Origin of the sequence: Desertivibrio insolitus (assembly GCF_017355965.1) — a bacterium.
Classification (GTDB): Bacteria; Actinomycetota; Actinomycetes; order Actinomycetales; family Microbacteriaceae; genus JAFIQW01.
In genome coordinates, this window is the sequence record NZ_JAFIQW010000004.1 from 73,529 (window position 1) to 95,968 (window position 22,440).

Here is a 22,440-nt window from a genome sequence, read left to right on the forward strand (position 1 = left end):
CAAACATCACGTCGAGCCCGACGTGAATCGACACCGCCCGGTGCATCGGTCCGCATCAGCAGGGATCCTCCCCACGGACAGGACACCGGGGCGAAGGAGGACCATGGCCAGTACAGGCCAGCAGCAGAGGCAGCGTCCCGCGGGATCGTCACGGCCTCACAACCGCCGCCGCGGACACGGCGACGACCAGGGGATCATCCCCGTACTCGCCCGCACCGCGCGCGAGATCGAGGCGGCCGTGCAGAAGGCGCCGCTCAAGCCCGCGAACCGCACCCGCTTCCAGGTGACCGCCCTCCTCATCCGCGAGGAGCGGGCTCGGGTCAAGGCCGACACCGAGCTCACCGAGGCCGAGCGCGCCGAGACCCTCAAGCGCCTCGACGGCCTCGCCGGCATCCTGGCGAAGACCGCCGCCCGCGACACGAGCGTCATCACCCTGCTCGGCGACGAGGCCCCGGTGAGCGACGCGGCCCGTGAGCTGCGCCGCCGGCTCCTGCTCGACGCCGGTGTCGAGCTGCCGCCGGAGGAGCTCATCATCACGAAGGAGAAGCCGCAGCAGGCGCCGGTCGACCAGAAGCAGGTCGTGCCCGTCTCCGTGCGTCAGCGCCAGATGGCGAACCCCTTCCTCGAGCCCGACTTCTCGGCCGTGCCGCCCAAGGCGCAGCCCGTGCGCCGCCTCGCCAACTGGGAGCTGCTCGGCCCCCTGTTCCGCTCGTTCGAGATGGGCGCCGGCGGTCAGGCCGCGTCGATGGATCTTCCGGATGTCGCCACGACCGCGACCCCGGGCGGCATGACGCTCATGCGGCACCAGGCGCGCTTCGTCGAGGCCGTGCGAGAGGGTCACCGCACGTTCCTGCTCGCGGACGAGCCGGGCCTCGGCAAGACCGCACAGTCGCTGCTCGCGGCATCCGTCTCCGCCTCGTACCCGCTGCTCGTCGTGGTGCCGAACGTCGTCAAGGCGAACTGGGAGCGCGAGGTCGCGCTCTGGACGCCGCGGCGCACCGCGACGGTGGTGCACGGCGACGGCGACGACATCGACGCCTTCAGCGACGTCGTGATCGTGAACTACGAGATCCTCGACCGCCACGTCGGCTGGCTCAGCCGCTTCGGCTTCAAGGGGATGGTCGTCGACGAGGCGCACTTCATCAAGAACCGCGACTCGCAGCGCTCCCGCAACGTGCTCGCGCTCAGCCAGAGCATCCGTCAGCTGCAGCCGAACGCCCTCTTCATGGCACTCACCGGTACGCCGCTGATCAACTCCATCGACGACTTCAAGGCCATCTGGCAGTTCCTCGGCTGGATCGACGAGACGAAGCCGATGCCCGTGCTCATGAACCGGCTCGAGGAGATCGGCCTCACCCCGGCCGACCCCGGCTTCTTCGCGGAGGCGCGCCAGGCTGTCATCGACCTCGGCATCGTGCGGCGCAAGAAGGTCGACGTCGCCGCCGACATCCCCGCCCGCCGCATCGCCGACATGCCCGTCGAGCTCGACGACGAGGCCGGCCGCTCGATCCGCGAGGCCGAGCGCGCGCTCACCGCGCGGCTGCTCGAGCGCTACCGCCGCCGGGTCGAGCACTCGAAGCCCGAGACGACGCGTGAGCAGATCATCCGCGCGGTCGCCCACGAGGAGCTCGAGGAGTCGAAGGCCGCCGGCAACGGCGAGAACGTGTTCTCGATGGTGCGCCGCATCGGTCAGGCGAAGGCGATCCTCGCCGCCGACTTCACGGCGCAGCTCGCCCGCAACGTCGGCAAGGTCGTCTTCTTCGCCAAGCACATCGACGTGATGGACGCCGCCGAGGCGCACTTCGCCAAGTCGGGACTGCAGACCATCTCGGTGCGCGGCGACCAGACGTCGTCCGCGCGTCAGAAGCAGATCGACGCGTTCGTGAACGACCCGGATGTCTCGGTCGCCGTCTGCTCGCTCACGGCCGCGGGCGTCGGGCTCAACCTGCAGGTCGCCTCGAACGTCGTGCTCGCCGAGCTCAGCTGGACGAGTGCCGAGCAGACGCAGGCGATCGACCGCGTGCACCGCATCGGCCAGGAGGAGCCCGTCACCGCGTGGCGCATCCTCGCCGCGCACACGATCGACACGAAGATCGCCGAGCTCATCGGCAGCAAGGAGGGTCTCGCGGCCCGTGCGCTCGAGGGCGCGCAGGACGTCGAGGCCGAGTCGAACGTGCAGCTCGACACGCTTGTGCAGCTGCTCACGGATGCCGTCGAGGCACGGGGAGGACGTCGATGACGCTGAAGCCCACGCTCGTTCCCACCAACCAGACTCGCCGCTTCGACTCCGACGTCGTGCTGCGCAAGGGCGTCTGGACGCTCGTGCACGCGGAGACGACGCCGCAGCAGTCGCTCGAGCAGGACATCCTCGCGGTGCGCCAGGTGCTCATCGACTTCGAGATCGAGCACCTGCTCATCCGCGGCGACCGCAACCGCCCCGTGATCGCCGTCGACCGCCGCGACCGCAAGACGCTCGCCGCGGCGTTCGCGCAGGCCTTCGCGCGGCAGCCGTTCTACGCGAAGCCGGTCGACGTCGCGGGCAGCCCCGTGCTGCTCGCCGACGGCGTGCTGGCGACTGACTCGAAGGCAACCGTGCTGCGCCTGTACCGCCCGCGCATCGAGACCGTCGGCGAGCTGCGCTACGGCGCCCGCCACGGCGTGCAGGTCGAGCTGTGGAAGTTCGAGGGCGACACGATCGTCGCCCCCCTCGAGAACGCGCTCATGCGCAAGACGCTGCCCCGCGAGGAGGCGATCGACGCCCACGTCGAGCGCTTCGGCGTGGAGTGGCCGACGTTCGAGGGCATGTGGGCGCCGCACGCGAGCGACATCACGTTCGACATCGACATCGTCTTCTCGTGGGTCGACGGCACCGACATCGAGTTCCAGCGGCAGCGGGCCGCGCGCATGAAGAGCTACGTCGTCGGCGAGGGGGATGACTCCGAGGCCCGCTACCGGCAGATCGACGAGCTCCGCTACGCGCTCCGCAGCGTCTACATGTACGCGCCGTGGGTGCGGAACATCTACATCGTCACGGACTCGCCCCGCCCGAAGTGGCTCGACGAGCACCCGCGCGTGAAGATCGTGCCGAGCGAGGAGTTCTTCAAGGACCCGAGCGTGCTGCCGACGCACAACTCCCAGGCCGTCGAGAGCCAGTTGCAGCACATCCCGGGCATCAGCGAGCACTTCCTGTACTCCAACGACGACATGTTCTTCGGTCGTCCAGTGAGCCCGGAGCTGTTCTTCTCGCCCGGCGGCATCACGAAGTTCGTCGAGGCGACGACCCGCATCGGCCTGGGGGAGTCGAACCAGTCGCGCAGCGGCTTCGAGAACTCCGCCCGCGTCAACCGCCGCCTGCTGGCCGACCGCTACGGCAAGGTGACGACGCGTCACCTCGAGCACTGCGCCGCGCCGCTGCGCAAGAGCGTGCTGCTCGAGATGGAGGAGGAGTTCGCGGAGGACTTCGCCCGCACGGCGGCGAGCCGCTTCCGCTCGTCGACCGACATCTCGGTCACCAACTCGCTGTACCACTACTACTCGCTGCTCACGGGGCGCGCGGTCACGCAGGAGAACGCGAAGGTCAAGTACATCGAGACGACGCTCAAGTCGTCGCTGCGGGAGATGAAGCGCCTGCTGAAGACCCGCTCGATGGACATGTTCTGCCTCAACGACGGCAGCTTCCCCGAGATCTCGGTCGAGCAGCGCACGGAGGCCGTGACCGACTTCCTCAAGCGCTACTTCCCGATCCCGGCGCCCTGGGAGAAGCGCGACGACGTCGTGCAGCAGGAGCGGGACGCGAGCTGACGCTCACGACGCAGCCCTGACACAGCAGGACCCGGCCGCTTTTGCGCCGGGTCCTGCTGCGTGAGGAGGCGGTTACGCCACCGGCACCTTGACGGGCATGGTCAGCGGGGGCTCGGGCGCGATCTTCTCGTTGACCGCGTCGGCGATCCGCACCTGCGCGGCCTCGAGACGGCGCGCCGTCTCCTCGGCGTCGACGTGGTCGAGCGTGCGGTACTCGCCGACGGGCACCACGGAGTGCAGCACGGTGCCGTCGTAGACGTGCACGAGATTGAACGCCTGAGCACCTTCGCGGCCCTTCGTGCCGCCGACCGGCACGTTGAGGTCCTGGGTGTAGCAGGTGGCCGAGGCGACCGACACCGGGATGCCGGCGAACGTTGCGGTCGAGGAGTAGTGCAGGTGCCCGGCGAGGATGCTGCGCACGTCGGTGCCCTCGAGCACCTCGGCGAGCGGCCGCTGGTTGCGCAGCTCCACGAGCACCGCGAGGTCGAGCACGGCGGGCACCGGCGGATGGTGCATCGCGAGGATCGTGCCGTGCGGCGCGGGGATCGACAGCTCCTCGGCTAGCCAGTCGAGCTGCTCGCCCGACACCTCGCCGTAGTGGTGCCCCGGCACCGTCGAGTCGAGCGTGATGACCCGGAGCCCGCCCACGTCGTACACGCGGTCGATCGGCCGGGTCGAGGCCGTCGCCTCCCGGAACAGCTCGGTGCGGAACGTCGCCCGGTCGTCGTGGTTGCCGATCGCCCAGATCACCTGCGCCCCGAGGCGCTCGGCAGCGGGCTCGACGATGTCCCGGAGCTTGCGGTACGCGTCGGGCTCGCCGTGGTCGGCGAGGTCACCCGTGAAGACGATCGCCTCCGGCCGGCCGCGGGAGGCCTCGACCTCGGAGAACAGCCGGCGGAGAGCCGCCTCGCTGTCGACCGAGCCGTACAGCTTCCGGTCCCCACCGAGCAGGTGGGTGTCACTGAGATGGAGCAGGAAATGATCCGGCCTGGGGTATTCGGCCGTTCGCATCGTCACAGGAAGTCCTTCGTCGGCGGCGCTGTGCAGGAGCGCGGATGCTCTCTTCACTCAAGCTTTGTCGCCTCCGCGCCGGATGTCCCGAGCGCGCCTCACGATTTAAGTACCTGTTCAGATACCTCTCACGCCGCGGCCATGTTCACGCCCCCGGCGCGGGGGTCAGCGCGGGAACGGATGCCTCGGCGCCGGCCGTCTCCACGACCCAGGCGTACTCGAACGCGCGCTCGCGCCACGCGTCGTACCGCCCGCTGACGCCGCCGTGACCCGCGCTCATCTCGGTCTTGAGGAGCACGGGCGCGCCGACCTCGCGGAGCCTCGCCGTCCACTTCGCGGGCTCGACATACAGCACGCGGGTGTCGTTGAGGCTGGTCACGGCAAGGATCTTCGGGTAGGCGACATCCGACCGCACGTTCTCGTACGGCGTGTACGAGCGCATGTACTCGTAGACCGCGGGGTCGTGCAGCGGGTCGCCCCACTCGTCCCACTCGATGACGGTGAGCGGCAGCGACGGGTCGAGGATGCTCGTCAGCGCGTCGACGAACGGGACGCCCGCGAGGATCCCGGCGAAGAGCTCCGGCGCGAGGTTCGCGACCGCGCCCATCAGCAGGCCCCCGGCGCTGCGCCCTTCGGCCACGAGTAGCTCGGGGGAGGTGACCCCGGCGCGGATGAGGTGTCTGGCGCACGCGATGAAGTCGGTGAACGTGTTGCGCTTCGTGAGCGTCTTGCCGTTCTCGTACCAGGAGCGACCGAGTTCGCCGCCGCCGCGCACGTGGGCGATCGCGAAGACGACGCCCCGGTCGAGGAGGGAGAGGCGGGGGATCGAGAACGTGGGGTCGATGCTCGTCTCGTACGAGCCGTAGCCGTAGAGGAGCGTCGGCGCCGGCATCGTCTCGTCGATGCCCCGCTTCCACACGAGCGAGATGGGTACGCGCACCCCGTCGTCGGCGACCGCCCACTGGCGCATCTGCACGTAGTCGCCCGGGTCGTATCCCCCGAGCACGGGCTGCCGCTTGAGCAGGGTCAGCTCGCCGGAGCGGACGTCGTAGTCGTAGACGGTCGACGGCGTGACGAGGGAGCTGAAGCCGACGCGGACGGTGGGCTGGGTCCACTCCGGGTTGCCGCCCGCGGAGGCGGTGAACAGGGTCTCGCCGAAGTCGACCTCCGTGACCCGGGCGCGCGCCTTCAGCTCGTCGGCGGGCAGCACGCCCACGCGCGCGAGCCCGCCCTGCCGGTAGTCGAGGACGACGTGGCCCGCGAACGCGCTGACGTCCTCGAGGCGCACCTGCGGGTCGTGCGGCAGCACGACGACGCGCTCGCCCTCCGGGTCGGCGGCGGCGACGCTCACGAGCTCGAAGTTCTCGGCGCCGTCGTTGTGCAGCACGAGGAACCGGTCCTCGCCGTCGACGACGGCGTGGTCGAGGGAGTACTCCACGCCCTCCCGGCGCGGCCACACGATCCGGAACTCGCCGGTCGGGTCGGCGCTGTCGAGCACGCGGTACTCGCTCGTGATCTTCGATCCGACGGCGATGACGAGGAATCGCTCGCTCCGGGTGACGCCGACGCTGGTCCAGAACCGCTCGTCGGACTCGGTGAAGACCCGTACGTCGGCCGACGCCGGGGTGCCCACCTCGTGGCGCCAGATCGTGTCCGGCCGCCACGCGTCGTCGACCGTGGGGTAGAAGACGTAACGCCCGTCCGGGGAGAACGTCGCGCCGGGGAACGTGTTCGGGATCTCGTCGGGGAGATTCTCACCCGTCGTCAGGTCCCTGATGCGGAGCACGTAGCGCTCGTCCCCGGTGGTGTCGACGCCGTAGGCGAGCCGGACGCCGTCGGGGGAGACGTCGAACGAGCCGAGCGAGAAGAACTCGTGCCCCTCCGCCTCGACGTTGCTGTCGAGCAGCACCTGCTCGCCCTCGAGCACGGTGCCCGGCTCGAGCACCGGGGGTGTCCAGTCGTCCGGGCCGGCCGCCCGAACACGGCAGGAGATCCCGTACGACTTCCCCTCCTCGGTGCGGGTGTAGTACCACCAGTCGCCCTGGCGGACCGGAACGCTCAGGTCCGTCTCGAGGGTGCGCGACTTGATCTCCTCGAAGATGCGCTCCTGCAGCGGCTCGAGGTGCTGCGTCTGCTCCTTGGTCCAGGCGTTCTCGGCCTCGAGGTACGCGATGACCTCGGGGTCGTCCTTCGCCCGGAGCCACTCGTAGTCGTCGATGAACTCGTGACCGTGGTGACGGCGGGTGATCGGCTTCCTGCGCGGCTCTGGCGTCGTCGGCATGCGCAGCAGCGTAACGGTCCGGTCACGACGAAGGGCGGCACACTTCGAGGTGTGCCGCCCTTCGGGCGTGGTGGTGCCGATGACGGCGCCGCGGTCGCGGCATCCGTCTGCCGTCAGCGCGCGCAGTCGATGCAGTAGGCGGTGGCAGGACGCGCCTCGAGGCGCGCCGGCGCGATCTCGCCCTTGCAGCCGACGCAGAGGCCGTAGGTGCCGTCGTCGAGGCGGGCCAGGGCGGCCTTGACCTCGGCAGCGTGCGAGCGGATGCGGGCCTGCTGCGCTCCGGTCTGCGAGTGCTCGAAGGCGAACGCGCCGCCCTCGGGGTCGCTCGCGTCGTCGGTGGCGACGCCCATGCGTGCCATCTGGATCGCCTTGAGGTCGATCTCGAGCGTGTTGATCGTCACGGTGTCGTGCTGCAGCTCGTTCTGCAGAAACATCCGGATGCTCTCGCGCTGGTCCTCGGAGAGGGCGAGAGTCTGTCGTTCGATCATCCCGGTCATGTGGACATCCAATCGTTGAACTGCCTGCTGGCCAGTGCGGAGTAAATTACTCGCAATAGATATATCTAGGCAAACTAGAAATAGCAACTCCCTAGCCGGGCGAGTTCAGCCGGTGTGCCGTCGGGTGCGCTAGAAAATGACCATGTCGCCTCAACGCCACCTCGAGATCGAGCGGAAGTACGACGTCGACGGTGAGGCAAGTGTTCCCCGGCTGGGGGACATCGGGGAGGGCTTGACAGTCGGGGCTCCCGACGAGTTTTCCCTGGAGGCGCAGTACTTCGACACGGCTGACGGTGCGCTCGCCGAGCGCCGCATCGTGCTGCGCAAGCGCGTCGGGGGACAGGACGACGGCTGGCATCTGAAACTGCCGGGCGACCGTGCGCGCACCGAGTTGCACTGGCCCGTGACCGACGACGTGCCGGGTGAGCTGCTCGACGAGGTGCGAGCTCTCGTGCGCGGAAAAGAGCTCCAGCCGGTGGTCACAATGCGCACCAGAAGGACGGTGACGCGCTTGCACGACGCGTCGGGGCGCCTCGCGGTCGAGTTCGCCGACGACACCGTCACGGCCTCGAATCCGCTGACCGGCGACATCCGCACCTGGCGGGAATGGGAGGTCGAGCTCGGCGACGCCGGCGAGGAGAGCCTGTTCGCGCCCATCGAGGAGCGCGTGCGCGAGGCCGGCGGCGTTCCGGCTGCGCACGTGAGCAAACTCGCGAGGGCCCTCGGCCGCGACTCCCTCGAGACGGGCACGCGCGCCGTGCCCGCGCCGGCCAAGGGGGACAAGCCCGACGCCGGCACCGCCGTGGTGCGCGCCCTGCGCTCGCTCGTCGACGCGCTCGTGACGCTCGATCCCCGCGTACGTCGCGACGAGGACGACTCCCTGCACCAGATGCGCGTCACCGTGCGTCGCATCCGGGCGGTGCTCGGCGCCTACCGCCGCATCCTCGACCGGAAGGCCACCGAGCCGGTGCGCGCGGAGCTGCGCGAGCTGGGACAGGTGCTCGGGCGCGCCCGGGACGTGGAGGTGCTGCGCGGCCGGCTCACGGGCCTCGCGGGCGCGGACGACCTGAGCTTCGCCGTCGGGCTCGCCCAGCAGGACTACGAGCGGCACTTCGCCGACGTGCTCGAGTTCCTCTCCGGCGAGCGCTACTACGCGCTGCTCGACGGGCTCGACGCGCTCGTCGCCGAGCCGCCCCTCACGCCCGCCGCGGCGAAGTCCGCCACGAAGCAGCTCAAGCGCGCGCTCGAGTCGGAGTCGCACCGCGTGGAGTCGCGCATCGGCAAGGCGAACGCGAGCAAGCAGTCGAAGGATCGCGAGAGCGCGATGCACGAGGTCCGCAAGGCCGCGAAGCGGCTGCGGTACGCCGTGGAGGCGGTCACGGTCGGCGAGGCCGCGCCGCTCGGCGGCAAGGTCGCCCGGCTCGGCCGTGCAGCCGAGCAGGTGCAGGACGACCTGGGGGAGTGGCGCGACAGCCTGAGCCTGCAGCGCTTCCTCGAGCAGGCCGCGGGGCGGGCGCACCAGGCGGGCATCGACACGTTCCGCTGGGGCGTGCTGTTCGCCGCCGAGCGCGAGCGCGGCGAGGAGGCCTTCGCCGACGCCCGGCAGTCGATCGCCCTGCTGCGCAAGGCGATCGGCTGATCCCCGCCGGCGCCGGTCAGGCCGCCAGCCGGCGCACCGCCTCCACCGAAATGGGCAGCCAGTCGGGCCGGTTCCGCACTTCGTAGAGGCCCTCGTAGACGGCCTTGTCGAGCTCGAACGCGCCGAGCAGGGCGGAGTCCGCGCGCACGTCCCAGCCGCTGCGCTCGATGTAGCCGTCGAGGAACGCCTCGCGCGTCGCCGCCGCCCAGTCGCGCGCCGTGCCGAGGCCGTGCTCGGTCTCGTACGAGCCGGCGGCGTAGTCGAACGAGCGCAGCATCCCCGCGACGTCCCGCATGGGGCTGTCGGGCAGCGCACGCTCGGTCATCGGGCGGAGCGGCTCGCCCTCGAAGTCGAGCAGCACCCAGCCGCGATCCGGCACGAGCAGCACCTGACCGAGGTGGTAGTCGCCGTGGATGCGCTGCATCGCCGGCCAGCGGGCGTCGGCCGCCGCCGCGAAGACCTGCTCGATACGCGGGGCGAGGTCGCGGATCTCGGCAACCTCGGCGGATGTCGTCGCGAGCCGCCTCCGCATGCTGGCGAGCACCCCGTCGATCTCCGACCGGGAGGCGTCGACGGTGGGCAGCGCCTCGGCGAGCACGGCGTGCACCTCGGCGGTGGCGACACCGAGGTCGCGTGCCTCGGCGGTGAAGTCGCGCTGCTCGGCGACCGCGGCCGTGGCGACCCGCCACGCGTCCTGCGTTCCGGGCAGGAACTCCTGCGCGAACGCGACGTGTCCGACGGCGGTGCCGCTCGGGCGGCCCGGGTCGTCCCACTCCGCGGACACGTGCCCGAGGGAGAGCGGCACCCTGTCCGAGCCGGCGCCGGCGATCGCGGACTGCAGCACGACGTCGGGGTTCTCGCCGTGGTGCAGGACGCGGAAGACCTTGCAGATCGCGGGGATGCCACTGTCCCTCGCCGTCACGAGGTCGAAGATGATCGACGTGTTCGACTGCTCGCCGCGGAGCACCCGCGAGGGCAGCTCCTCCGGCAGAGTCAGCGGCACTGCGGCGTGGCCGTCCGCGCTGGCGCCCTCGGGGACCGCCGGAGCATCCGACGCGATCTGCGCGAGCAGCGCCCGCGCGAACGCCGGGTCCTGTGGACCGTCGTAGACGTAGCCCGCCTCGCTCCGCGTGATCAGCGCGTCCTCCCGGTCGGCGAGCGGGGCGGATCGCGTCGTGAGCGGCACCTGGTAGAGAACCGGAGGGTCGACGCTCTCGTCGAGCACGAGGTGCACCGCGCAGGCGGCTTCGGCGGAGTACGGGAGCCTCCAGCCGCCGACGCGGCGAGGTCGCGGCTCGCGACCCTTCGCCCCGTACCAGCGCTGCGCGCCCATCCACTGGGCCAGGCCGTCGGGCAGTTCTGTCACGGGCTCCTCCTTGCGGGGCGGGTGGAATGGTCAGCGCGGCTGCGCGGTACGGCGCACGCCGAAGGTCGATTCGAGGCCGAAGCCACGCCCGGTGAAGTCGGCGACCTCCGCGAGCACGTCGTCCGCCTCCGGCACCAGCACGGGGCGCGTCGACCAGAACGCGGGCAGGGCCGGGCGGGTCGAGAGCTCGGTCCACACTCCGGCGGTGCGGAGATTGTGCTCGAGCGCCTCGGCCGTCGGCAGCGAGTCGGCGCCCGCGACGACGAGTGTCGGCGGCAGATTCGTCACCTCGACGGAGGGCAGCGACTGAGGGCGCAGCAGGGTGACCCGCTCGATCGACGGGCGGCGCTCGTCGCGCGCGTCGATCGCCGCGAGCAGCGCAGCGGTGGCGCCCGCACCGTCGCCGATCAGCGCGAGACGGGTGCCGTCAGCGCGCCACTCCTTCGCGTCGAAGTAGGCGCGCACGAGCGTGCGATACGGGGTCTCGAGGGAATCCGGCACCAGCACGACCGCGCCGAGCCGGGCCGCGAGCCGCGAGGCGAACCAGCCCGCCGTCTCCGGCCGCTCGGCGAAGTGGACGACGACGGGGCGCTGCGCGCGCGACCCGCCGCGCCAGACCACGCCGAACTCGTGCACGGTGCGAGTGGCGGCGGCGGACTCGCGTCCGGCGTAGACACGGGCGAGTCGAGGCAGTCGGCGCTCCGCCGCGAGCGCCAGCCGGACGGCATCCATGCTTCGGACGCTATCGGCGGGGGCTGAGCGCGCGATAGGAAGAAGGTCAGGATGCTCTCAGATGCGTCCGAGCAGCGACCAGACCGCACCCGTCAGCTCGGGGTGATCCAAGCCGATGCGGCGCAGCAGCTCGTACTCGAACTCGTGCCCGTCGTCCCCGCCGGCTGAGGGGTGGTGGGCGCGGGAGCGGTTCTGCTCGAGGTTCTCGTCGTCGTCGAGGTAGTCGCGGCGCAGGGTCAGCACGACCTGCTCATCGACGCTCGGCAGCTCGGGCAGGAACTCCCACGGGTCGTCGCCCTGGCGGCAGCGGTACTCGATGACGGCGGCGAGTTCGTCCCGCGCCTCCTGACGCAGGACGTCGACATCGACGGAATCCTCCATCGCCGCCTCCTCCCGATCCGGTTCACCCACGGTACGTCGATCCTGTTACATCCGTCGAACGAACTCACATCCGGCATGTCACAGGACGTCGTGACGACAACGGGATGCAACGCTCCTGGGTCGGTCTCGGGTTGCATCCGCCCGGCGCTCGGCCCGTCTACCGTTGAGCGGTGACTTCTCGCATCCTCGTTCTCGGCGCCGGCGCGACCGGCGGGTTCTTCGGCGGCCGCATGGCCGAGGCCGGACGCGATGTGACCTTCCTCGCCCGCGCCGAGCGGGCGGAGCGGCTGCGCCGCGACGGCCTCGTCCTTCGGAGCCCTCGGGGCGAGAGCACGGTGCGTCCGCCGGTGCTCACCGCCGGGGAGCTCGCGGAGCCCTTCGACCTCGTGCTCGTCACCGTGAAGGCGTACTCCCTGGCCGCGGCGCTCGACGACGTGGCCCCTGCCATCGGGGAGTCGACCGCCGTCGTGCCGATCCTGAACGGGCTCGCGCAGCTCGACCTGCTCGCCGCCCGCTACGGCGAGGAGCGGGTGCTGCCCGGATCGGTCGTGATCAACGCCCGCCTCGACGACGACGGCGCCGTCGTGCAGGGCGACGACCTCGCCCGCTTCACCTACGGAGAACGCTCGGGGGAGCGCACCCCGCGGGTGCTTGTGCTCGACGCGGCGGCGACCGGGTGCGGATTCGACGCGGTGCTGAGCGACGACATCCTCACCGCGCTCTGGCAGAAGTGGGTGTTCCTCGCGACGCTCGGCGCCGTAACCTGCCTCGGCGGAGCCCCGCTCGGCCGCGTCGTCGCCGCTCCTCACGGCCGTGCTCTCGCCGAGGGGGTGCTCGCCGAGGTCGCCGCGGTCGCGGCTGCCGCCGGGCATCCCGCCGACGCCGCGCAACTCGACCGCGTGCGCTCCTCGTTCACGCCGGAGTCGCAGGCGACGACCTCGATGTACCGCGACTGGCGCGCGGGCCGCCCGACCGAGGCCGATCACATCCTGGGCGACCTCGTGCGTCGCGCGCACGGGTTCGGCGTGCCGGTGTCCCTGCTCGAAGCGGCGCACACGGTGCTCGCCGTGCACGAGGCCGCGCGATGACGACCGCCGCCGAGGCGCGCCGCACGCGCGCTCTGCCCGCCGCGCTCCTCGACGCCGCCCTCGTGCTCGTCTTCGTCGCGATCGGACGCGCCGAGCACGATTCAGGACCGCTCGTCGGGGTGCTGACGACGGCGTGGCCGTTCCTCGTCGCGCTCGCGGCCGGATGGCTGGTCGCCCGCGCCTGGCGCGTGCCGTCGGCCGTCGCGCCGACCGGCCTCGTCGTCTGGGCGGTCACGCTCGTCGGGGGTGTCTTGCTGCGGCTCGCCTCGGGCGACACCGCGGCGCCGGCCTTCGTCGTCGTGGCGGCCGTGACCCTCGCGCTGTTCCTGCTCGGCTGGCGCGCGCTCGCCGTGGCGGTCGCCGCGATCCGGCGGCGCCGGCGCTGACCTACTCGCTCCGGGTGTGCAGGAAGCGGTTCATCTCCGCGGTGAACTCGGCGTCCACGGCGCGGGCGACGCCGTCGAGCTCGCGCACCGGAGCCGCGTTGCGCACGCTCGAGACGAGCCAGATGTCGTCGCAGGCGACGAGCTCGTCGGGGGTGAGCAGCGCGAACCCGGTGCTGTAGCCGCGACGCTCGCCGAACGCGAAGAGGTCGGCCTGCGTCGTCCCGTCGAGGATCGCGAGCCCGACGCCCGGGGTCAGCAGCTCCCGGCCCCGCCGCACGAGGACGGTCGACGTGGGCCCCTCGAGCACGTAGCCGTCCGAGCTGAGGAAGATGACGTCGTCGGCCCCGCGTCGCTTCGCCTCGCGCACGGCGGCCCGGTTGACCGCGTACGAGAGGGTCTTCGCGCCCGCGAGCAGCCACGGCGAGGTCTTGCCGGCGTCGTGGCGGAGCCCCCGGTCGAGCAGCACGACGCGGATGCCCGTCGTGCGCGCCTCCTCGAAGCCCGACACCTGCGTGCCGTACGCGTACCCGGTGGGACGCCCGTCGCCCTCGACGCCCGGGGTGAGCACCGTCTTCACGTACGCCTCGGGGCTCGGATCGAGCTCGGCGACGACGGCGAGGATCGCCTCGCGCCACGCGTCGAGATCGGGCGCGGGAAGCTCGAGGGCCGCCGCGGAGGACGCGAAGCGGCGCAGGTGCGGCTCGAGGGCCAGCGGCCGCCCTTCGGCGACGCTGATGGTCTCGAAGATGCCCTCGCCGCGGGTGATGCCGAGATCGAGCGCGCTGATGTGCGCTCCCGCCGGGTCGACGAGCGCGAACGCGGGCGCGTCGGGGTCGTGCGGTGCCGCGGCGGCAGAGGGACGGTTGAGGAGCGCGAGGGCGGAGCGGGCCATGGCAGTCATTCTGCCGCGCGGCATCCGCCGATCGTTTCGAAGCGCGAATAGTTCGGGCTCCAAGCGACTCAGAGAAGTGTCATGCGGCGCTTAGCTCGCATCAAGAGTGCACTCCTATCGTCGTAGACGCCCATCGTGGCGGCCTCCAGTGCAGGAAGTGCAGCCGCGCCCGCGAGTTTGTGGTGGACGACGCGGGCGCGGCGTTCCTGTCTCTACGACCGGATGCCGGGGCGTTCCTGCCGTCGGTCGGATGGCTCTCCCAGATTCCTGCTGTCGACTGACGACAGGGAATCAGGGAGCCGGGAGAGGCGTTGATCCCCGAAGACGCAATCCTGAGGAGGAATCATGTCGACAGTGACCGTCACCGCGGACACCCTTGAGCAGACCGTCCGTGACAACGAGATGGTGATCCTCGACTTCTGGGCGGACTGGTGTGGCCCGTGCAAGCAGTTCGCGCCCGTGTTCGAGCAGTCGAGCGAGTCGAACTCCGACGTCGTGCACGGCAAGATCGACACGGAGGCCGAGCAGCAGCTGGCCGCCGCGGCCCAGGTGACCGCGATCCCCACGATCATGGCCTTCAAGAAGGGCGTGCCGGTGTTCCGTCAGGCGGGCGCCCTGCCGCCGTCGGCGCTCGCGGACCTCGTGACCCAGCTGAAGGCCCTCGACGTCGAGGCGGCGCTCGCCGAGGCGGAGCGCCAGCAGCAGGAGAGCTGACCCGGCGATCCAGGCCGGAAGAACGGATGCCGCGGGGCTCACGCTCCGCGGCATCCGTCGTCTACGGTGTCTGCCGGTCGACGGCAGGCCCCTCGATAGGGGTGATCAGTAGGAGGACTCGTCGACCGAGGCGTCGACCTCGAGGCCCTCGCCCCGCGCCCGCGCGTCGTCGAGGATCGTCTTGGTGCCGCTCGTGCCGAAGCGGGTGACGCCGATCGCGTGCATCGCGAGCAGGGTGTCGAGGTCGCGCACACCGCCGGATGCCTTGACCTGCACGTTCTCGCTCACGCTGTCGCGCATGAGGGTGAGGTCGTCGATCGTGGCGCCGCCGCCGGCGAACCCGGTCGAGGTCTTCACGAAGGCGGCACCCGCGCGCTCCGCCGCCTTCGAGGCGGCGACGATCTCGTCGGGGGTCAGGAAGACCGTCTCGAGGATCACCTTGACGACGAGCCCGTCCGCGGCCTCGACGACCGCGCGGATGTCGGCCTCCACCTCGTCGACGAGGCCGCTGCGCAGCCAGCCGATGTTCTGCACCATGTCGAGCTCGACGGCCCCGTCGGCGATCGCCTGACGCGACTCGGCCACCTTCGCCGCCGTCGACGTCGTGCCGTGCGGGAAGCCGATGACCGTGCCGACCGCGACACCGGTGCCCTCGAGCACCTCGACCGCGTGGGCGACGTCGCTCGGGCGGACGCAGACGCTGAAGATGCCGTACTCCGCCGCGGTGGCGAGCTGGGCGTCGACCTCGTCCCGGGTGAACTCGGGCTTGAGGATCGCGTGATCGATCATGGCGGCGATCTGCGGGGCGGTGAGCGGTGCGTCGGTCATGGCACCAGCGTAACGACGCGGCCGCACCCGCCCTGCCGGTGGCCCGGGCGCTTTCCCCGCGACGATGCGGGGCGTTCCCAGGACCGCGCGCAACCGTGAGAGGAACCACGACGAAGGAGATCCCCTCATGACCAGTTCCAACGACAACACTCTCGTCCGCAGCCTCCACGACCTCGGAGCGGCCGGCTGGTTCGGCGGTTCGCTCGCCGGCGTGCTCGGCATCAACGGGGGAGCGGCCACCGCCTCCGACCCGCGCGAGCGCCTGCGTCTCTCCGGCGCCGGCTGGAGCAAGTGGGGTCCCGCCCAGTACCTGTCGATCGGCGCCTACGTCGTGGGGTCGGCCGGAATGCTGCTCTCCGACAAGGGCCGTCTCGCCGCGCAGCCCGCGGCGCGGAACAACGCGCTCATCAAGCTCGGGCTCACGGTCGTCGCCGCGGGCGCGACCGTCCTGTCGACGGCGCTCGGCCGCAGCATCTCGGACCGCTCGGAGGAGGGCGCCCAGGGTGTGACGGAGCCGTCCGGCTCGTCGTCGCAGGAACTCGAGTCGTCGCAGCGCCTGCAGAAGGTCGTGCAGTGGGTGACGCCGCTCGCCACCGCGGGCATCATCGTGCTGGCCGCGCAGCAGGGCGAGCAGCAGCGTCCGAGCAACTGGTTCGACACCCTCAAGCAGCGCTTCTGATTCGACCGCGGGGAGCGTTTGAACGTCTGCTGAGCAGCGCCTCCGAGCCGGGTGAGGTTTCCTCGCCGTGGCGGGACGCGATGCCACGGTGGAGAGAAGCACAGTCATCCAGGAAAGGACCGACATGACCACCGCTCGCGACATCATGATGCCCGGCGCCGAGTACGTCACCGAGGACGAGAACCTCGTGACGGTGGCGCAGAAACTGCGTGACCTCAACATCGGCGCCCTCCCGGTCTGTGGGCCGGACAAGCACCTGAAGGGCATAGTCACCGACCGCGACATCGTGGTGAAGACGATCGCGACCGGCGACGACCCCGCGAGTGTCACCGCGGGGAGCCTCACGGCCGACCAGGACGAGGTCGTGACGGTCGGGGCCGACGACGACATCCAGGTGGCGCTCGAGACCATGAAGAAGTACCAGGTGCGCCGTCTGCCCGTGATCGACGGCACCGACCTCGTCGGCATGATCAGTCAGGCCGACATCGCCACCTCTCTCGGCGACAAGGAGACAGCGGACGTCGTCGAGGAGATCTCCGAGTAGCGACAGGCAGCGAAGAAGAGGGGCACTCGGTGAGCGCCCCTCTTCTTCGCTGCCGCCGTCAGGCCGCGGCCGGGTGGAGCAACACCTTCGTCCACCCCTCCTCGCGCTTGTCGAAGCGCTCGTAGGCGTCCGGCGCCTCGTCGAGCCCGACCTCGTGCGAGACGATCCACGAGGGGTGCGCTCTGCCCTGCACGATCAGGTCGCGCAGCTCGCGGTTGTACTTCTTCACCGGGCACTGACCGGTGCCGAAGCTGATCGCCTTGGTCCAGGCGGTACCCCAGTCGAAGTCGTAGCGCCCCTGCTTGGCGTCCTCCGTCGACGCCCCCGGGTCCTCCGGCTCGTACACCCCGACGACACCGATCCGCCCGGTCGCACGGACCACTTCGATGAGTCTGTCGAGAACGAGTTCCGGATGCTCCTGTCCGCTCGGGTCGTGCGCCTGGTAGCCGACGGCCTCGACGCCGCAGTCGACCCCGAGCCCTCCGGTCGCGTCCATCATGAACTGCGTCGGATCCGTGCTCGAGAAGTCGATGCCCACGGCGCCGAAGCGCTCGGCGATCGCGAGTCGGTCCGCCTCCTTGTCGACGACGAAGACCTGCGCGGCTCCACGGAGCATCGCGCTGTGCGCCGCCAGCAGGCCGACGGGGCCGGCACCGAAGACGGCTACGGTCTTTCCGGGTGAGACGCCCGCCATCTCGGTTCCGTGGTAGCCCGTGGGAAAAACGTCCGACAGCATGGTGAAGTCCTGCTCGTGCTCCGTGCCCTCGGGTAGCACCAACAGGTTGAAGTCCGCCCACGGCACCCGCAGCAGCTCCGCCTGGCCGCGGTTGTACGGGCCCATCATCGGGTAGCCGTAACCGGCCCCCGGCATCCCGGACGGGTTCGCCCGCAGGCAGGCCGACGTGAACCCGTCGTTGCAGTTGCGGCACGTTCCGCACGCGATGTTGAACGGCACGGAGACCCGGTCGCCCACCTTGATGCGTTCGACGCCCGGTCCCACCTCCTCGACGACGCCCATGTTCTCGTGGCCGATGACCATGCCGGACTCCATCTCGGCGCGGCCCTCGTACGGATGCAGGTCCGAGCCGCAGATGTTCGCGGTCGTGATGCGCACGACCGCGTCGAGCGGGGCCTCGATCCTCGCATCGTCCACGGTCTCGACGGCGACGTCGAACGGTCCTCGGTACACAACTGCTTTCACTTCTGTCTCCTGTCCTCGGTGAGTGGTTCCTCCTCCAGGGCACGCCTTCGTTGCACGAACTGCAATGGCGGCAGTCGGACTCCAGGGGAGTGTGCAGGCGGGACGGAGGTTCGCGCCCCCGGGCGCCTCCTCTGGCTGGCCGTACGGTGGAGGGCATGACTTCGACCAGCTCGTTCCCGTCCGCCTCCGGCTCGATCGCGATCACCGGGGGCTACGTCGTCCCCGTCGTCGGCGATCCGATCGACGGCGGCACCGTGCTCGTGGAGCGCGGCGTCATCAGCGCCGTGGGGGCGGATGTCGCGATCCCGGAGGGGATCCCGACGATCGACGCGTCCGGGCGCTGGGTGCTCCCGGGCTTCGTCGAGGCGCACGGGCACGTCGGCATCCACGAGGAGGCCAACGGCGTCGCCGGCGACGACACGAATGAGATGACGGCGCCGAACACCGCTCAGGTGCGGGCGATCGACGCGATCGACATCGACGACGAGGGCTTCCGCGACGCCCTCTCCGGCGGCATCACCTCGATCGTCGTCAAGCCGGGCAGCGGCAACCCCATCGGCGGGCAGACCGTCGCGATCAAGACGTGGGGCGGCCGAACCATCGACGAGCAGCTGATCAGCGACTCCGTCAGTGTGAAGAGCGCCCTCGGCGAGAACCCCAAGCGCGTCTACGGAGCGAAGAACATGACGCCCTCGACGCGGCTCGGGGTGGCATCCGTCATCCGTCAGGCGTTCGCCGATGCGCGCCACTACCTCGACCAGCGTGCCGCGGCGGCGGCGAAGGGCGAGCCGTTCAAGCGCGACATCCAGCTGGAGACGCTCGGCCGCGTGCTCGAGGGCGAGCTCGCCTGGGATCAGCACACTCACCGGCACGACGACATCGCGACCGCGCTGCGCCTCGCCGACGAGTTCGGCTACCGCCTCGTCGTGAATCACGGCACCGAGGGCCACAAACTCGCCGACGTGCTGGCCGAACGCGGGGTGCCGGTCATCTTCGGTCCGATGTTCACGTCGCGGTCGAAGGTCGAGCTGCGGGACCGTGCCATCACCAACCTGGTCGCGCTCGCCGCGGCCGGCGTGAGAGTCGCGATCACGACGGATGCCCCGGTCGTGCCGATCAACTTCCTCGTGCACCAGGCCTCGTTCGCCGTGAAAGACGGACTGCCGCGCGAGGTGGCGCTCGAGGCGCTCACCGTCAACCCGGCGTCGATCCTCCGCCTCGACGACCGGATCGGCTCGCTCGCCCCCGGGCTCGACGGGGACGTCGTGGTCTGGTCGGGGGATCCGCTCGACGTGAACTCCCGCGCAGAGGAGGTCGTCATCGCTGGGCGGAGCGTCTACCGCTGGGATGCGGCGGCCCACCGCGGTCGCGTCGTGGAGCGCCTGGAGCGCTTCGCCGGCTGAGCCACGGTTGAGGGGGTGCGCGCGCGGGATCACCACCGCGCGCGCACCGAGTCGAGAACCCGGAAAACGGGGAGAGTTACGGTTCCTCGACGGTCAGGACGGCGACCTGCGCCGATGCTTCCGGGTGCTCGCGCCAGCCGACGACGGCCGCGAACGGGACGGGCCCGCGACGGAATCGGCTCTCGATGCGGAACGCGATGTGCTCCCCGGGCTGGAGGTGCTGCTTGTTCTTCGGGCACTTGAGCAGCTTGAACTCGTCGTCGCTGGCGCCCGCGATCGTCACGTCGTGAGCGGCGACGCCGGTCTCGTTGACCAGCAGCCACTCGCCACGACCGAGGCTGCGGAAGCGCCAGTGGGGGCGGATCGCGGTCGGCCGGTCGCGGTCGACGAGGAGGGAGCTGAGCACGTTCCCGAGCGTAGGGAGCCGTCGATGCCCCTGTCTCGACCCAGAACGGGGTACACGAAGCGTGACACGCTAGCCGGCGCGCCGGAGCCCGCTCAGCCGCGACCGAGCCGCACCGGACCCGAGTCGATAGGGGTGCGGAACAGCAGGTAGGGGTACGCCCTCAGGTCCTCACCGCCCTGGTACTTCGCCTGCCGGTGCAACTGGTTCGCCGTGACGTAGAGGTACCCCTCCGCCACGCTCATCGTGTCGGGCCAGAGCAGCTGCGGGTCGTGGACCAGCGTCTGGAACTCGCCGTTCGGCAGGCGCCGGGTCACGCTGTTGTGCTCGTAGTTGGTGAAGTACAGCGTGCCGGCGGCATCCGTCTCCATACCGTCGCTCGCCCCACCGCGGTCGCCCTCGTCGATGACCTCGATGTCGTCTCGCGAGCGGTCGAGCAGGTCGGCCGTGGCGACGCTGTAGTAGTGCCGCGACGCGAGCGGGCAGTAGTAGAGGCGCTCCCCGTCGGCGGAGATCGCGATGCCGTCGGCGCCCATCGCGACGGGCTTCACCTGGCCGTCCTCGCTGCGCTCGGCGAAGACGCGTCCCTCGACGACCGGTAGGAAGGTGTCGTGTCCCTCGGCCTTCGTCGAGGGGTGGTCGCGGAGCTTGCGCCACGCCTCGCCGGTGTCGAGGTCGACGACGATGATGCCGTTCTCGCCCTGGTCGGAGGAGTCGGTGATGTAGCCGACCCCGCCCGTGCCCTGCCGCAGGTCGAAGCGGATGTCGTTGAGGTAGGTCGTCGGCAGGGAGACATCGGGCTCGAACACGATCGTCTTCACGACGGTGTCGGTCGCGAGGTCGACGCAGACGAGCTTCGGCCCGCCCCGCTTCGTCGGCTGGAACAGCGGGCTCCCGGTGTCGAGGATCCAGAGCCGGTCGGCCGGGTCGACGACGATGGACTGCACGCTGACCAGGGCGTTCTCGTCGTCGTCGGATGCCGGCGAGTTCCACGCCTCGTCCGGGTAGGGGATCGCCTCGCCGTCGACGAGCTCGACGACGGTCGACACGACCTCGTCGCCCCACTTCGGGAAGTTGACGAAGACGCGGCCGGTGCGCGAGACGCTGACCCCGGTCGGCATCGGTCCGGTCTCGAACTCGTGCACGACCTCGAGCACGCCAGCGGGGGTGTCGGTGTTGTCGAGGGGGCGCGCGGCGGCACCCGCGAAGAAGTCGCTCATGCTCCCAGTCGACCGACGCCGCGGCGAGCCTCGCAAGCGGATGCGCCGGATGCTCAGCGAGTTCCGGAGCGACGGTCAGCGACCCCGCCGCCCGCGCCCGCCGCCCTTGGGCCCGCTCTGGCCGCCGCGCGGTCCGCCCTTCCTGAGGCCGCCCTTCTGGCTGGCGCTCTTCTGGGCTCCGCCCTTCTGGCCTCCGCCCTTCTGGCCCCCGCCCTTCTGACCTCCGCTTCCGCCGGCACGCGGATGCGGGGCGGGCTGCGGCTCGGGCGTTGGCTCCTCGCGGCGGCCACGCGAGCTGTTCGCGGTGCGCCCCCGCACGATGCCGATGAACTCGTCGACGAGCTCGGTCGTGCGGTCGGTCACCCAGACGAGCCCGATGCGCGTCTCCTCGGCATCCGTCACCGGTTTGCCGCGCAGGTCTCGGCGGGATGCGGCGCGGAACACCGACTGCGGCATGACCGCGACGCCCACGCCGGCGGCGACGAGGTCGAGAGTGCCCTCGTCCTGCCCGTCGAGCAAAGTCTCGTCGGCGAGCTCGGCGAGGGTGACCGAGTCGACGACCGCGATCGGGTGGTCCTTCGGGGCGACGACGACGGGGGTCTCGGTCCAGAGCGGGATGACGCTCAGCCGCTCGTGTTCGGCGGGGAGGCGGGCGAAGCAGACGTCCGCGCGGTCCTCGAGCACCGCGGCGGCGGCGTCGCCGTCGTCGACGGGCACGAACTCGAGCGGCTCGGCGCGGCGGTCCGCCCAGATGCGCGCCCACTTCGCGGGCGACACCCCGGGCACGAACGCGACGCGGAAGGACACGGCTCCAGCGTAGGTGCCGCCGAAGGGAGAGCCGCGGGGCCGGTGCCGCGCGATACCCTTGTGCCATGGCGACCGAGCAGACGATGAAGCCCGCGACCGCGGCGAAGAAGCTCGGCGTGCTCCTCGCCGCGACCCCTGCGGAGTTCCGCGACCGGGAGATCACCCGCGCCGAGTTCCTCGAGCTGCAGGAGAACCCGCCGGAGTGGCTGCAGACGCTGCGCCGTGAAGGCCCGCACCCGCGCGAGGTCATCGCGCAGAAGCTGGGCGTCTCGGTCAGCGGCCTCCGCCGCGCCGGCATCGAGGACGACCTGACGACCGCGCAGATCAAGCAGCTGCTCGAGGAGATGCCCGAGTGGCTGGTGGCCGAGCGCTCGACGCAGGCCAACGTGCGAGCCGAGAACGCGCGCGTGCGCGCCGTCCGCCGCGAACGCGCGAAGGCGCTGACCCCTCCCGGGCACCCGCAGAACGGGCGCTGAGCCCTTCGGGCATCCGCAGAACTGGCGCTGACCCCTTCGGCGTCCGCAGAACGTCCGACGGCCGCGCCGACCTCCTCAGGAGACGCGCGGA

General features: G+C 70.9%; 22 protein-coding genes. 10 read left to right on the forward strand and 12 right to left on the reverse strand.

The features are described 5' to 3' along the window. The first annotated feature begins 103 nt into the window (after positions 1 to 103). Complete coding sequence (locus JUB10_RS09850; protein WP_207456280.1) at positions 104 to 2,239, forward strand: DEAD/DEAH box helicase; 2,136 nt, start codon at positions 104 to 106, stop codon at positions 2,237 to 2,239. Continuing rightward, entirely contained in the window at positions 2,236 to 3,801 is a 1,566-nt protein-coding gene (locus JUB10_RS09855; protein ID WP_207456282.1) for a stealth family protein, read from the forward strand. Before JUB10_RS09850 ends, JUB10_RS09855 begins: the two co-directional genes overlap by 4 nt. 72 nt (positions 3,802 to 3,873) lie before the next feature. On the opposite strand, the gene JUB10_RS09860 is transcribed toward JUB10_RS09855, so the two are convergent. From JUB10_RS09860 to JUB10_RS09870, 3 genes are all read right to left on the reverse strand, one after another. Next, the gene (locus JUB10_RS09860) at positions 3,874 to 4,812 is read right to left on the reverse strand and encodes a phosphodiesterase (RefSeq protein WP_207457034.1); all 939 of its coding nucleotides are present in this window, start codon (positions 4,810 to 4,812) and stop codon (positions 3,874 to 3,876) included. Positions 4,813 to 4,957: 145 nt separating this feature from the next. Then, on the reverse strand, positions 4,958 to 7,093 hold the full coding sequence (locus tag JUB10_RS09865; RefSeq protein WP_207456284.1) for a S9 family peptidase: 2,136 nt from the start codon (positions 7,091 to 7,093) through the stop codon (positions 4,958 to 4,960). 113 nt (positions 7,094 to 7,206) lie between these two features. After that, positions 7,207 to 7,590, reverse strand: coding sequence for a TraR/DksA family transcriptional regulator (locus JUB10_RS09870; RefSeq protein ID WP_242682444.1), 384 nt, complete (start codon positions 7,588 to 7,590; stop codon positions 7,207 to 7,209). 142 nt (positions 7,591 to 7,732) lie between these two features. Here JUB10_RS09870 and JUB10_RS09875 point away from each other — a divergent pair, with 142 nt between their 5' ends. Next, positions 7,733 to 9,229, forward strand: coding sequence for a CYTH and CHAD domain-containing protein (locus JUB10_RS09875; RefSeq protein WP_207456286.1), 1,497 nt, complete (start codon positions 7,733 to 7,735; stop codon positions 9,227 to 9,229). Between the two features lie 16 nt (positions 9,230 to 9,245). Here the strand turns inward: JUB10_RS09875 and JUB10_RS09880 are convergent, their stop codons facing one another. Genes JUB10_RS09880 through JUB10_RS09890 form a run of 3 tightly spaced genes read right to left on the reverse strand, consistent with a single transcriptional unit; the run spans position 9,246 to position 11,708 of the window. Continuing rightward, positions 9,246 to 10,595, reverse strand: coding sequence for a maltokinase N-terminal cap-like domain-containing protein (locus tag JUB10_RS09880; protein WP_307859184.1), 1,350 nt, complete (start codon positions 10,593 to 10,595; stop codon positions 9,246 to 9,248). Positions 10,596 to 10,625: 30 nt separating this feature from the next. Beyond that, the gene (locus JUB10_RS09885) at positions 10,626 to 11,327 is read right to left on the reverse strand and encodes an alpha/beta hydrolase (RefSeq protein ID WP_207456293.1); all 702 of its coding nucleotides are present in this window, start codon (positions 11,325 to 11,327) and stop codon (positions 10,626 to 10,628) included. A gap of 57 nt (positions 11,328 to 11,384) precedes the next feature. Continuing rightward, positions 11,385 to 11,708 (reverse strand): hypothetical protein, encoded by a 324-nt coding sequence (locus tag JUB10_RS09890; RefSeq protein ID WP_207456295.1) that lies wholly within the window; start codon positions 11,706 to 11,708, stop codon positions 11,385 to 11,387. A 170-nt stretch (positions 11,709 to 11,878) separates the two neighbouring features. Between JUB10_RS09890 and JUB10_RS09895 the strand changes: the two genes are divergently transcribed. After that, a complete protein-coding gene (locus JUB10_RS09895) occupies positions 11,879 to 12,796 on the forward strand; it encodes a 2-dehydropantoate 2-reductase (RefSeq protein WP_207456304.1) in 918 nt (305 codons plus the stop codon). Further along, positions 12,793 to 13,182, forward strand: a complete 390-nt coding sequence (locus JUB10_RS09900) for a DUF3054 domain-containing protein (protein WP_207456306.1) — start codon at positions 12,793 to 12,795, stop codon at positions 13,180 to 13,182. Before JUB10_RS09895 ends, JUB10_RS09900 begins: the two co-directional genes overlap by 4 nt. Position 13,183: 1 nt before the next feature. Here the strand turns inward: JUB10_RS09900 and JUB10_RS09905 are convergent, their stop codons facing one another. Next, on the reverse strand, positions 13,184 to 14,074 hold the full coding sequence (locus tag JUB10_RS09905; protein WP_207456308.1) for an aminodeoxychorismate lyase: 891 nt from the start codon (positions 14,072 to 14,074) through the stop codon (positions 13,184 to 13,186). A 345-nt stretch (positions 14,075 to 14,419) separates the two neighbouring features. Between JUB10_RS09905 and trxA the strand changes: the two genes are divergently transcribed. Beyond that, positions 14,420 to 14,788, forward strand: coding sequence for a thioredoxin (trxA, locus tag JUB10_RS09910; RefSeq protein ID WP_207456315.1), 369 nt, complete (start codon positions 14,420 to 14,422; stop codon positions 14,786 to 14,788). 105 nt (positions 14,789 to 14,893) lie between these two features. Here trxA and deoC read toward each other — a convergent pair whose 3' ends face one another. After that, positions 14,894 to 15,616 carry a deoxyribose-phosphate aldolase gene (deoC, locus tag JUB10_RS09915; RefSeq protein ID WP_207456317.1) on the reverse strand — a complete coding sequence of 241 codons (723 nt, stop codon included), beginning with the start codon at positions 15,614 to 15,616 and terminating at the stop codon, positions 14,894 to 14,896. A gap of 127 nt (positions 15,617 to 15,743) precedes the next feature. Between deoC and JUB10_RS09920 the strand changes: the two genes are divergently transcribed. Both JUB10_RS09920 and JUB10_RS09925 read left to right on the forward strand, forming a co-directional pair. Then, the gene (locus JUB10_RS09920; protein WP_207456319.1) at positions 15,744 to 16,295 is read left to right on the forward strand and encodes a hypothetical protein; all 552 of its coding nucleotides are present in this window, start codon (positions 15,744 to 15,746) and stop codon (positions 16,293 to 16,295) included. Positions 16,296 to 16,419: 124 nt separating this feature from the next. After that, complete coding sequence (locus tag JUB10_RS09925) at positions 16,420 to 16,839, forward strand: CBS domain-containing protein (RefSeq protein ID WP_207456326.1); 420 nt, start codon at positions 16,420 to 16,422, stop codon at positions 16,837 to 16,839. A 58-nt stretch (positions 16,840 to 16,897) separates the two neighbouring features. Here the strand turns inward: JUB10_RS09925 and JUB10_RS09930 are convergent, their stop codons facing one another. After that, entirely contained in the window at positions 16,898 to 18,040 is a 1,143-nt protein-coding gene (locus tag JUB10_RS09930; protein ID WP_207456328.1) for a glutathione-independent formaldehyde dehydrogenase, read from the reverse strand. A 155-nt stretch (positions 18,041 to 18,195) separates the two neighbouring features. On the opposite strand from JUB10_RS09930, the gene JUB10_RS09935 reads away from it, so the two are divergent. Beyond that, complete coding sequence (locus tag JUB10_RS09935; protein WP_207456330.1) at positions 18,196 to 19,443, forward strand: amidohydrolase; 1,248 nt, start codon at positions 18,196 to 18,198, stop codon at positions 19,441 to 19,443. Positions 19,444 to 19,519: 76 nt separating this feature from the next. Here the strand turns inward: JUB10_RS09935 and JUB10_RS09940 are convergent, their stop codons facing one another. From JUB10_RS09940 to JUB10_RS09950, 3 genes are all read right to left on the reverse strand, one after another. Then, a complete protein-coding gene (locus JUB10_RS09940) occupies positions 19,520 to 19,849 on the reverse strand; it encodes a hypothetical protein (protein WP_207456332.1) in 330 nt (109 codons plus the stop codon). A gap of 92 nt (positions 19,850 to 19,941) precedes the next feature. After that, positions 19,942 to 21,066, reverse strand: a complete 1,125-nt coding sequence (locus JUB10_RS09945; protein ID WP_207456334.1) for an L-dopachrome tautomerase-related protein — start codon at positions 21,064 to 21,066, stop codon at positions 19,942 to 19,944. A gap of 75 nt (positions 21,067 to 21,141) precedes the next feature. Continuing rightward, a complete protein-coding gene (locus JUB10_RS09950; RefSeq protein WP_307859185.1) occupies positions 21,142 to 21,873 on the reverse strand; it encodes a LysR family transcriptional regulator substrate-binding protein in 732 nt (243 codons plus the stop codon). A gap of 65 nt (positions 21,874 to 21,938) precedes the next feature. On the opposite strand from JUB10_RS09950, the gene JUB10_RS09955 reads away from it, so the two are divergent. After that, positions 21,939 to 22,349: a DUF5997 family protein gene (locus JUB10_RS09955; protein ID WP_242682445.1), complete on the forward strand. Its 411-nt coding sequence runs from the start codon at positions 21,939 to 21,941 to the stop codon at positions 22,347 to 22,349. The last annotated feature ends 91 nt before the right edge of the window (positions 22,350 to 22,440 follow it).

Bases quoted from the DNA above. Each gene is read 5' to 3' on its own strand.
- JUB10_RS09865 (WP_207456284.1), bottom strand. From the start codon at position 7,093: ATGCCGACGACGCCAGAGCCGCGCAGGAAGCCGATCACCCGCCGTCAC.
- JUB10_RS09900 (WP_207456306.1), top strand. From the start codon at position 12,793: ATGACGACCGCCGCCGAGGCGCGCCGCACGCGCGCTCTGCCCGCCGCG.
- JUB10_RS09935 (WP_207456330.1), top strand. From the start codon at position 18,196: ATGACTTCGACCAGCTCGTTCCCGTCCGCCTCCGGCTCGATCGCGATC.
- JUB10_RS09885 (WP_207456293.1), bottom strand. From the start codon at position 11,327: ATGGATGCCGTCCGGCTGGCGCTCGCGGCGGAGCGCCGACTGCCTCGA.
- deoC (WP_207456317.1), bottom strand. From the start codon at position 15,616: ATGACCGACGCACCGCTCACCGCCCCGCAGATCGCCGCCATGATCGAT.
- JUB10_RS09855 (WP_207456282.1), top strand. From the start codon at position 2,236: ATGACGCTGAAGCCCACGCTCGTTCCCACCAACCAGACTCGCCGCTTC.
- JUB10_RS09850 (WP_207456280.1), top strand. From the start codon at position 104: ATGGCCAGTACAGGCCAGCAGCAGAGGCAGCGTCCCGCGGGATCGTCA.
- JUB10_RS09875 (WP_207456286.1), top strand. From the start codon at position 7,733: ATGTCGCCTCAACGCCACCTCGAGATCGAGCGGAAGTACGACGTCGAC.
- trxA (WP_207456315.1), top strand. From the start codon at position 14,420: ATGTCGACAGTGACCGTCACCGCGGACACCCTTGAGCAGACCGTCCGT.
- JUB10_RS09920 (WP_207456319.1), top strand. From the start codon at position 15,744: ATGACCAGTTCCAACGACAACACTCTCGTCCGCAGCCTCCACGACCTC.
- JUB10_RS09870 (WP_242682444.1), bottom strand. From the start codon at position 7,590: ATGACCGGGATGATCGAACGACAGACTCTCGCCCTCTCCGAGGACCAG.
- JUB10_RS09955 (WP_242682445.1), top strand. From the start codon at position 21,939: ATGGCGACCGAGCAGACGATGAAGCCCGCGACCGCGGCGAAGAAGCTC.
- JUB10_RS09890 (WP_207456295.1), bottom strand. From the start codon at position 11,708: ATGGAGGATTCCGTCGATGTCGACGTCCTGCGTCAGGAGGCGCGGGAC.
- JUB10_RS09905 (WP_207456308.1), bottom strand. From the start codon at position 14,074: ATGGCCCGCTCCGCCCTCGCGCTCCTCAACCGTCCCTCTGCCGCCGCG.
- JUB10_RS09945 (WP_207456334.1), bottom strand. From the start codon at position 21,066: ATGAGCGACTTCTTCGCGGGTGCCGCCGCGCGCCCCCTCGACAACACC.
- JUB10_RS09860 (WP_207457034.1), bottom strand. From the start codon at position 4,812: ATGCGAACGGCCGAATACCCCAGGCCGGATCATTTCCTGCTCCATCTC.
- JUB10_RS09925 (WP_207456326.1), top strand. From the start codon at position 16,420: ATGACCACCGCTCGCGACATCATGATGCCCGGCGCCGAGTACGTCACC.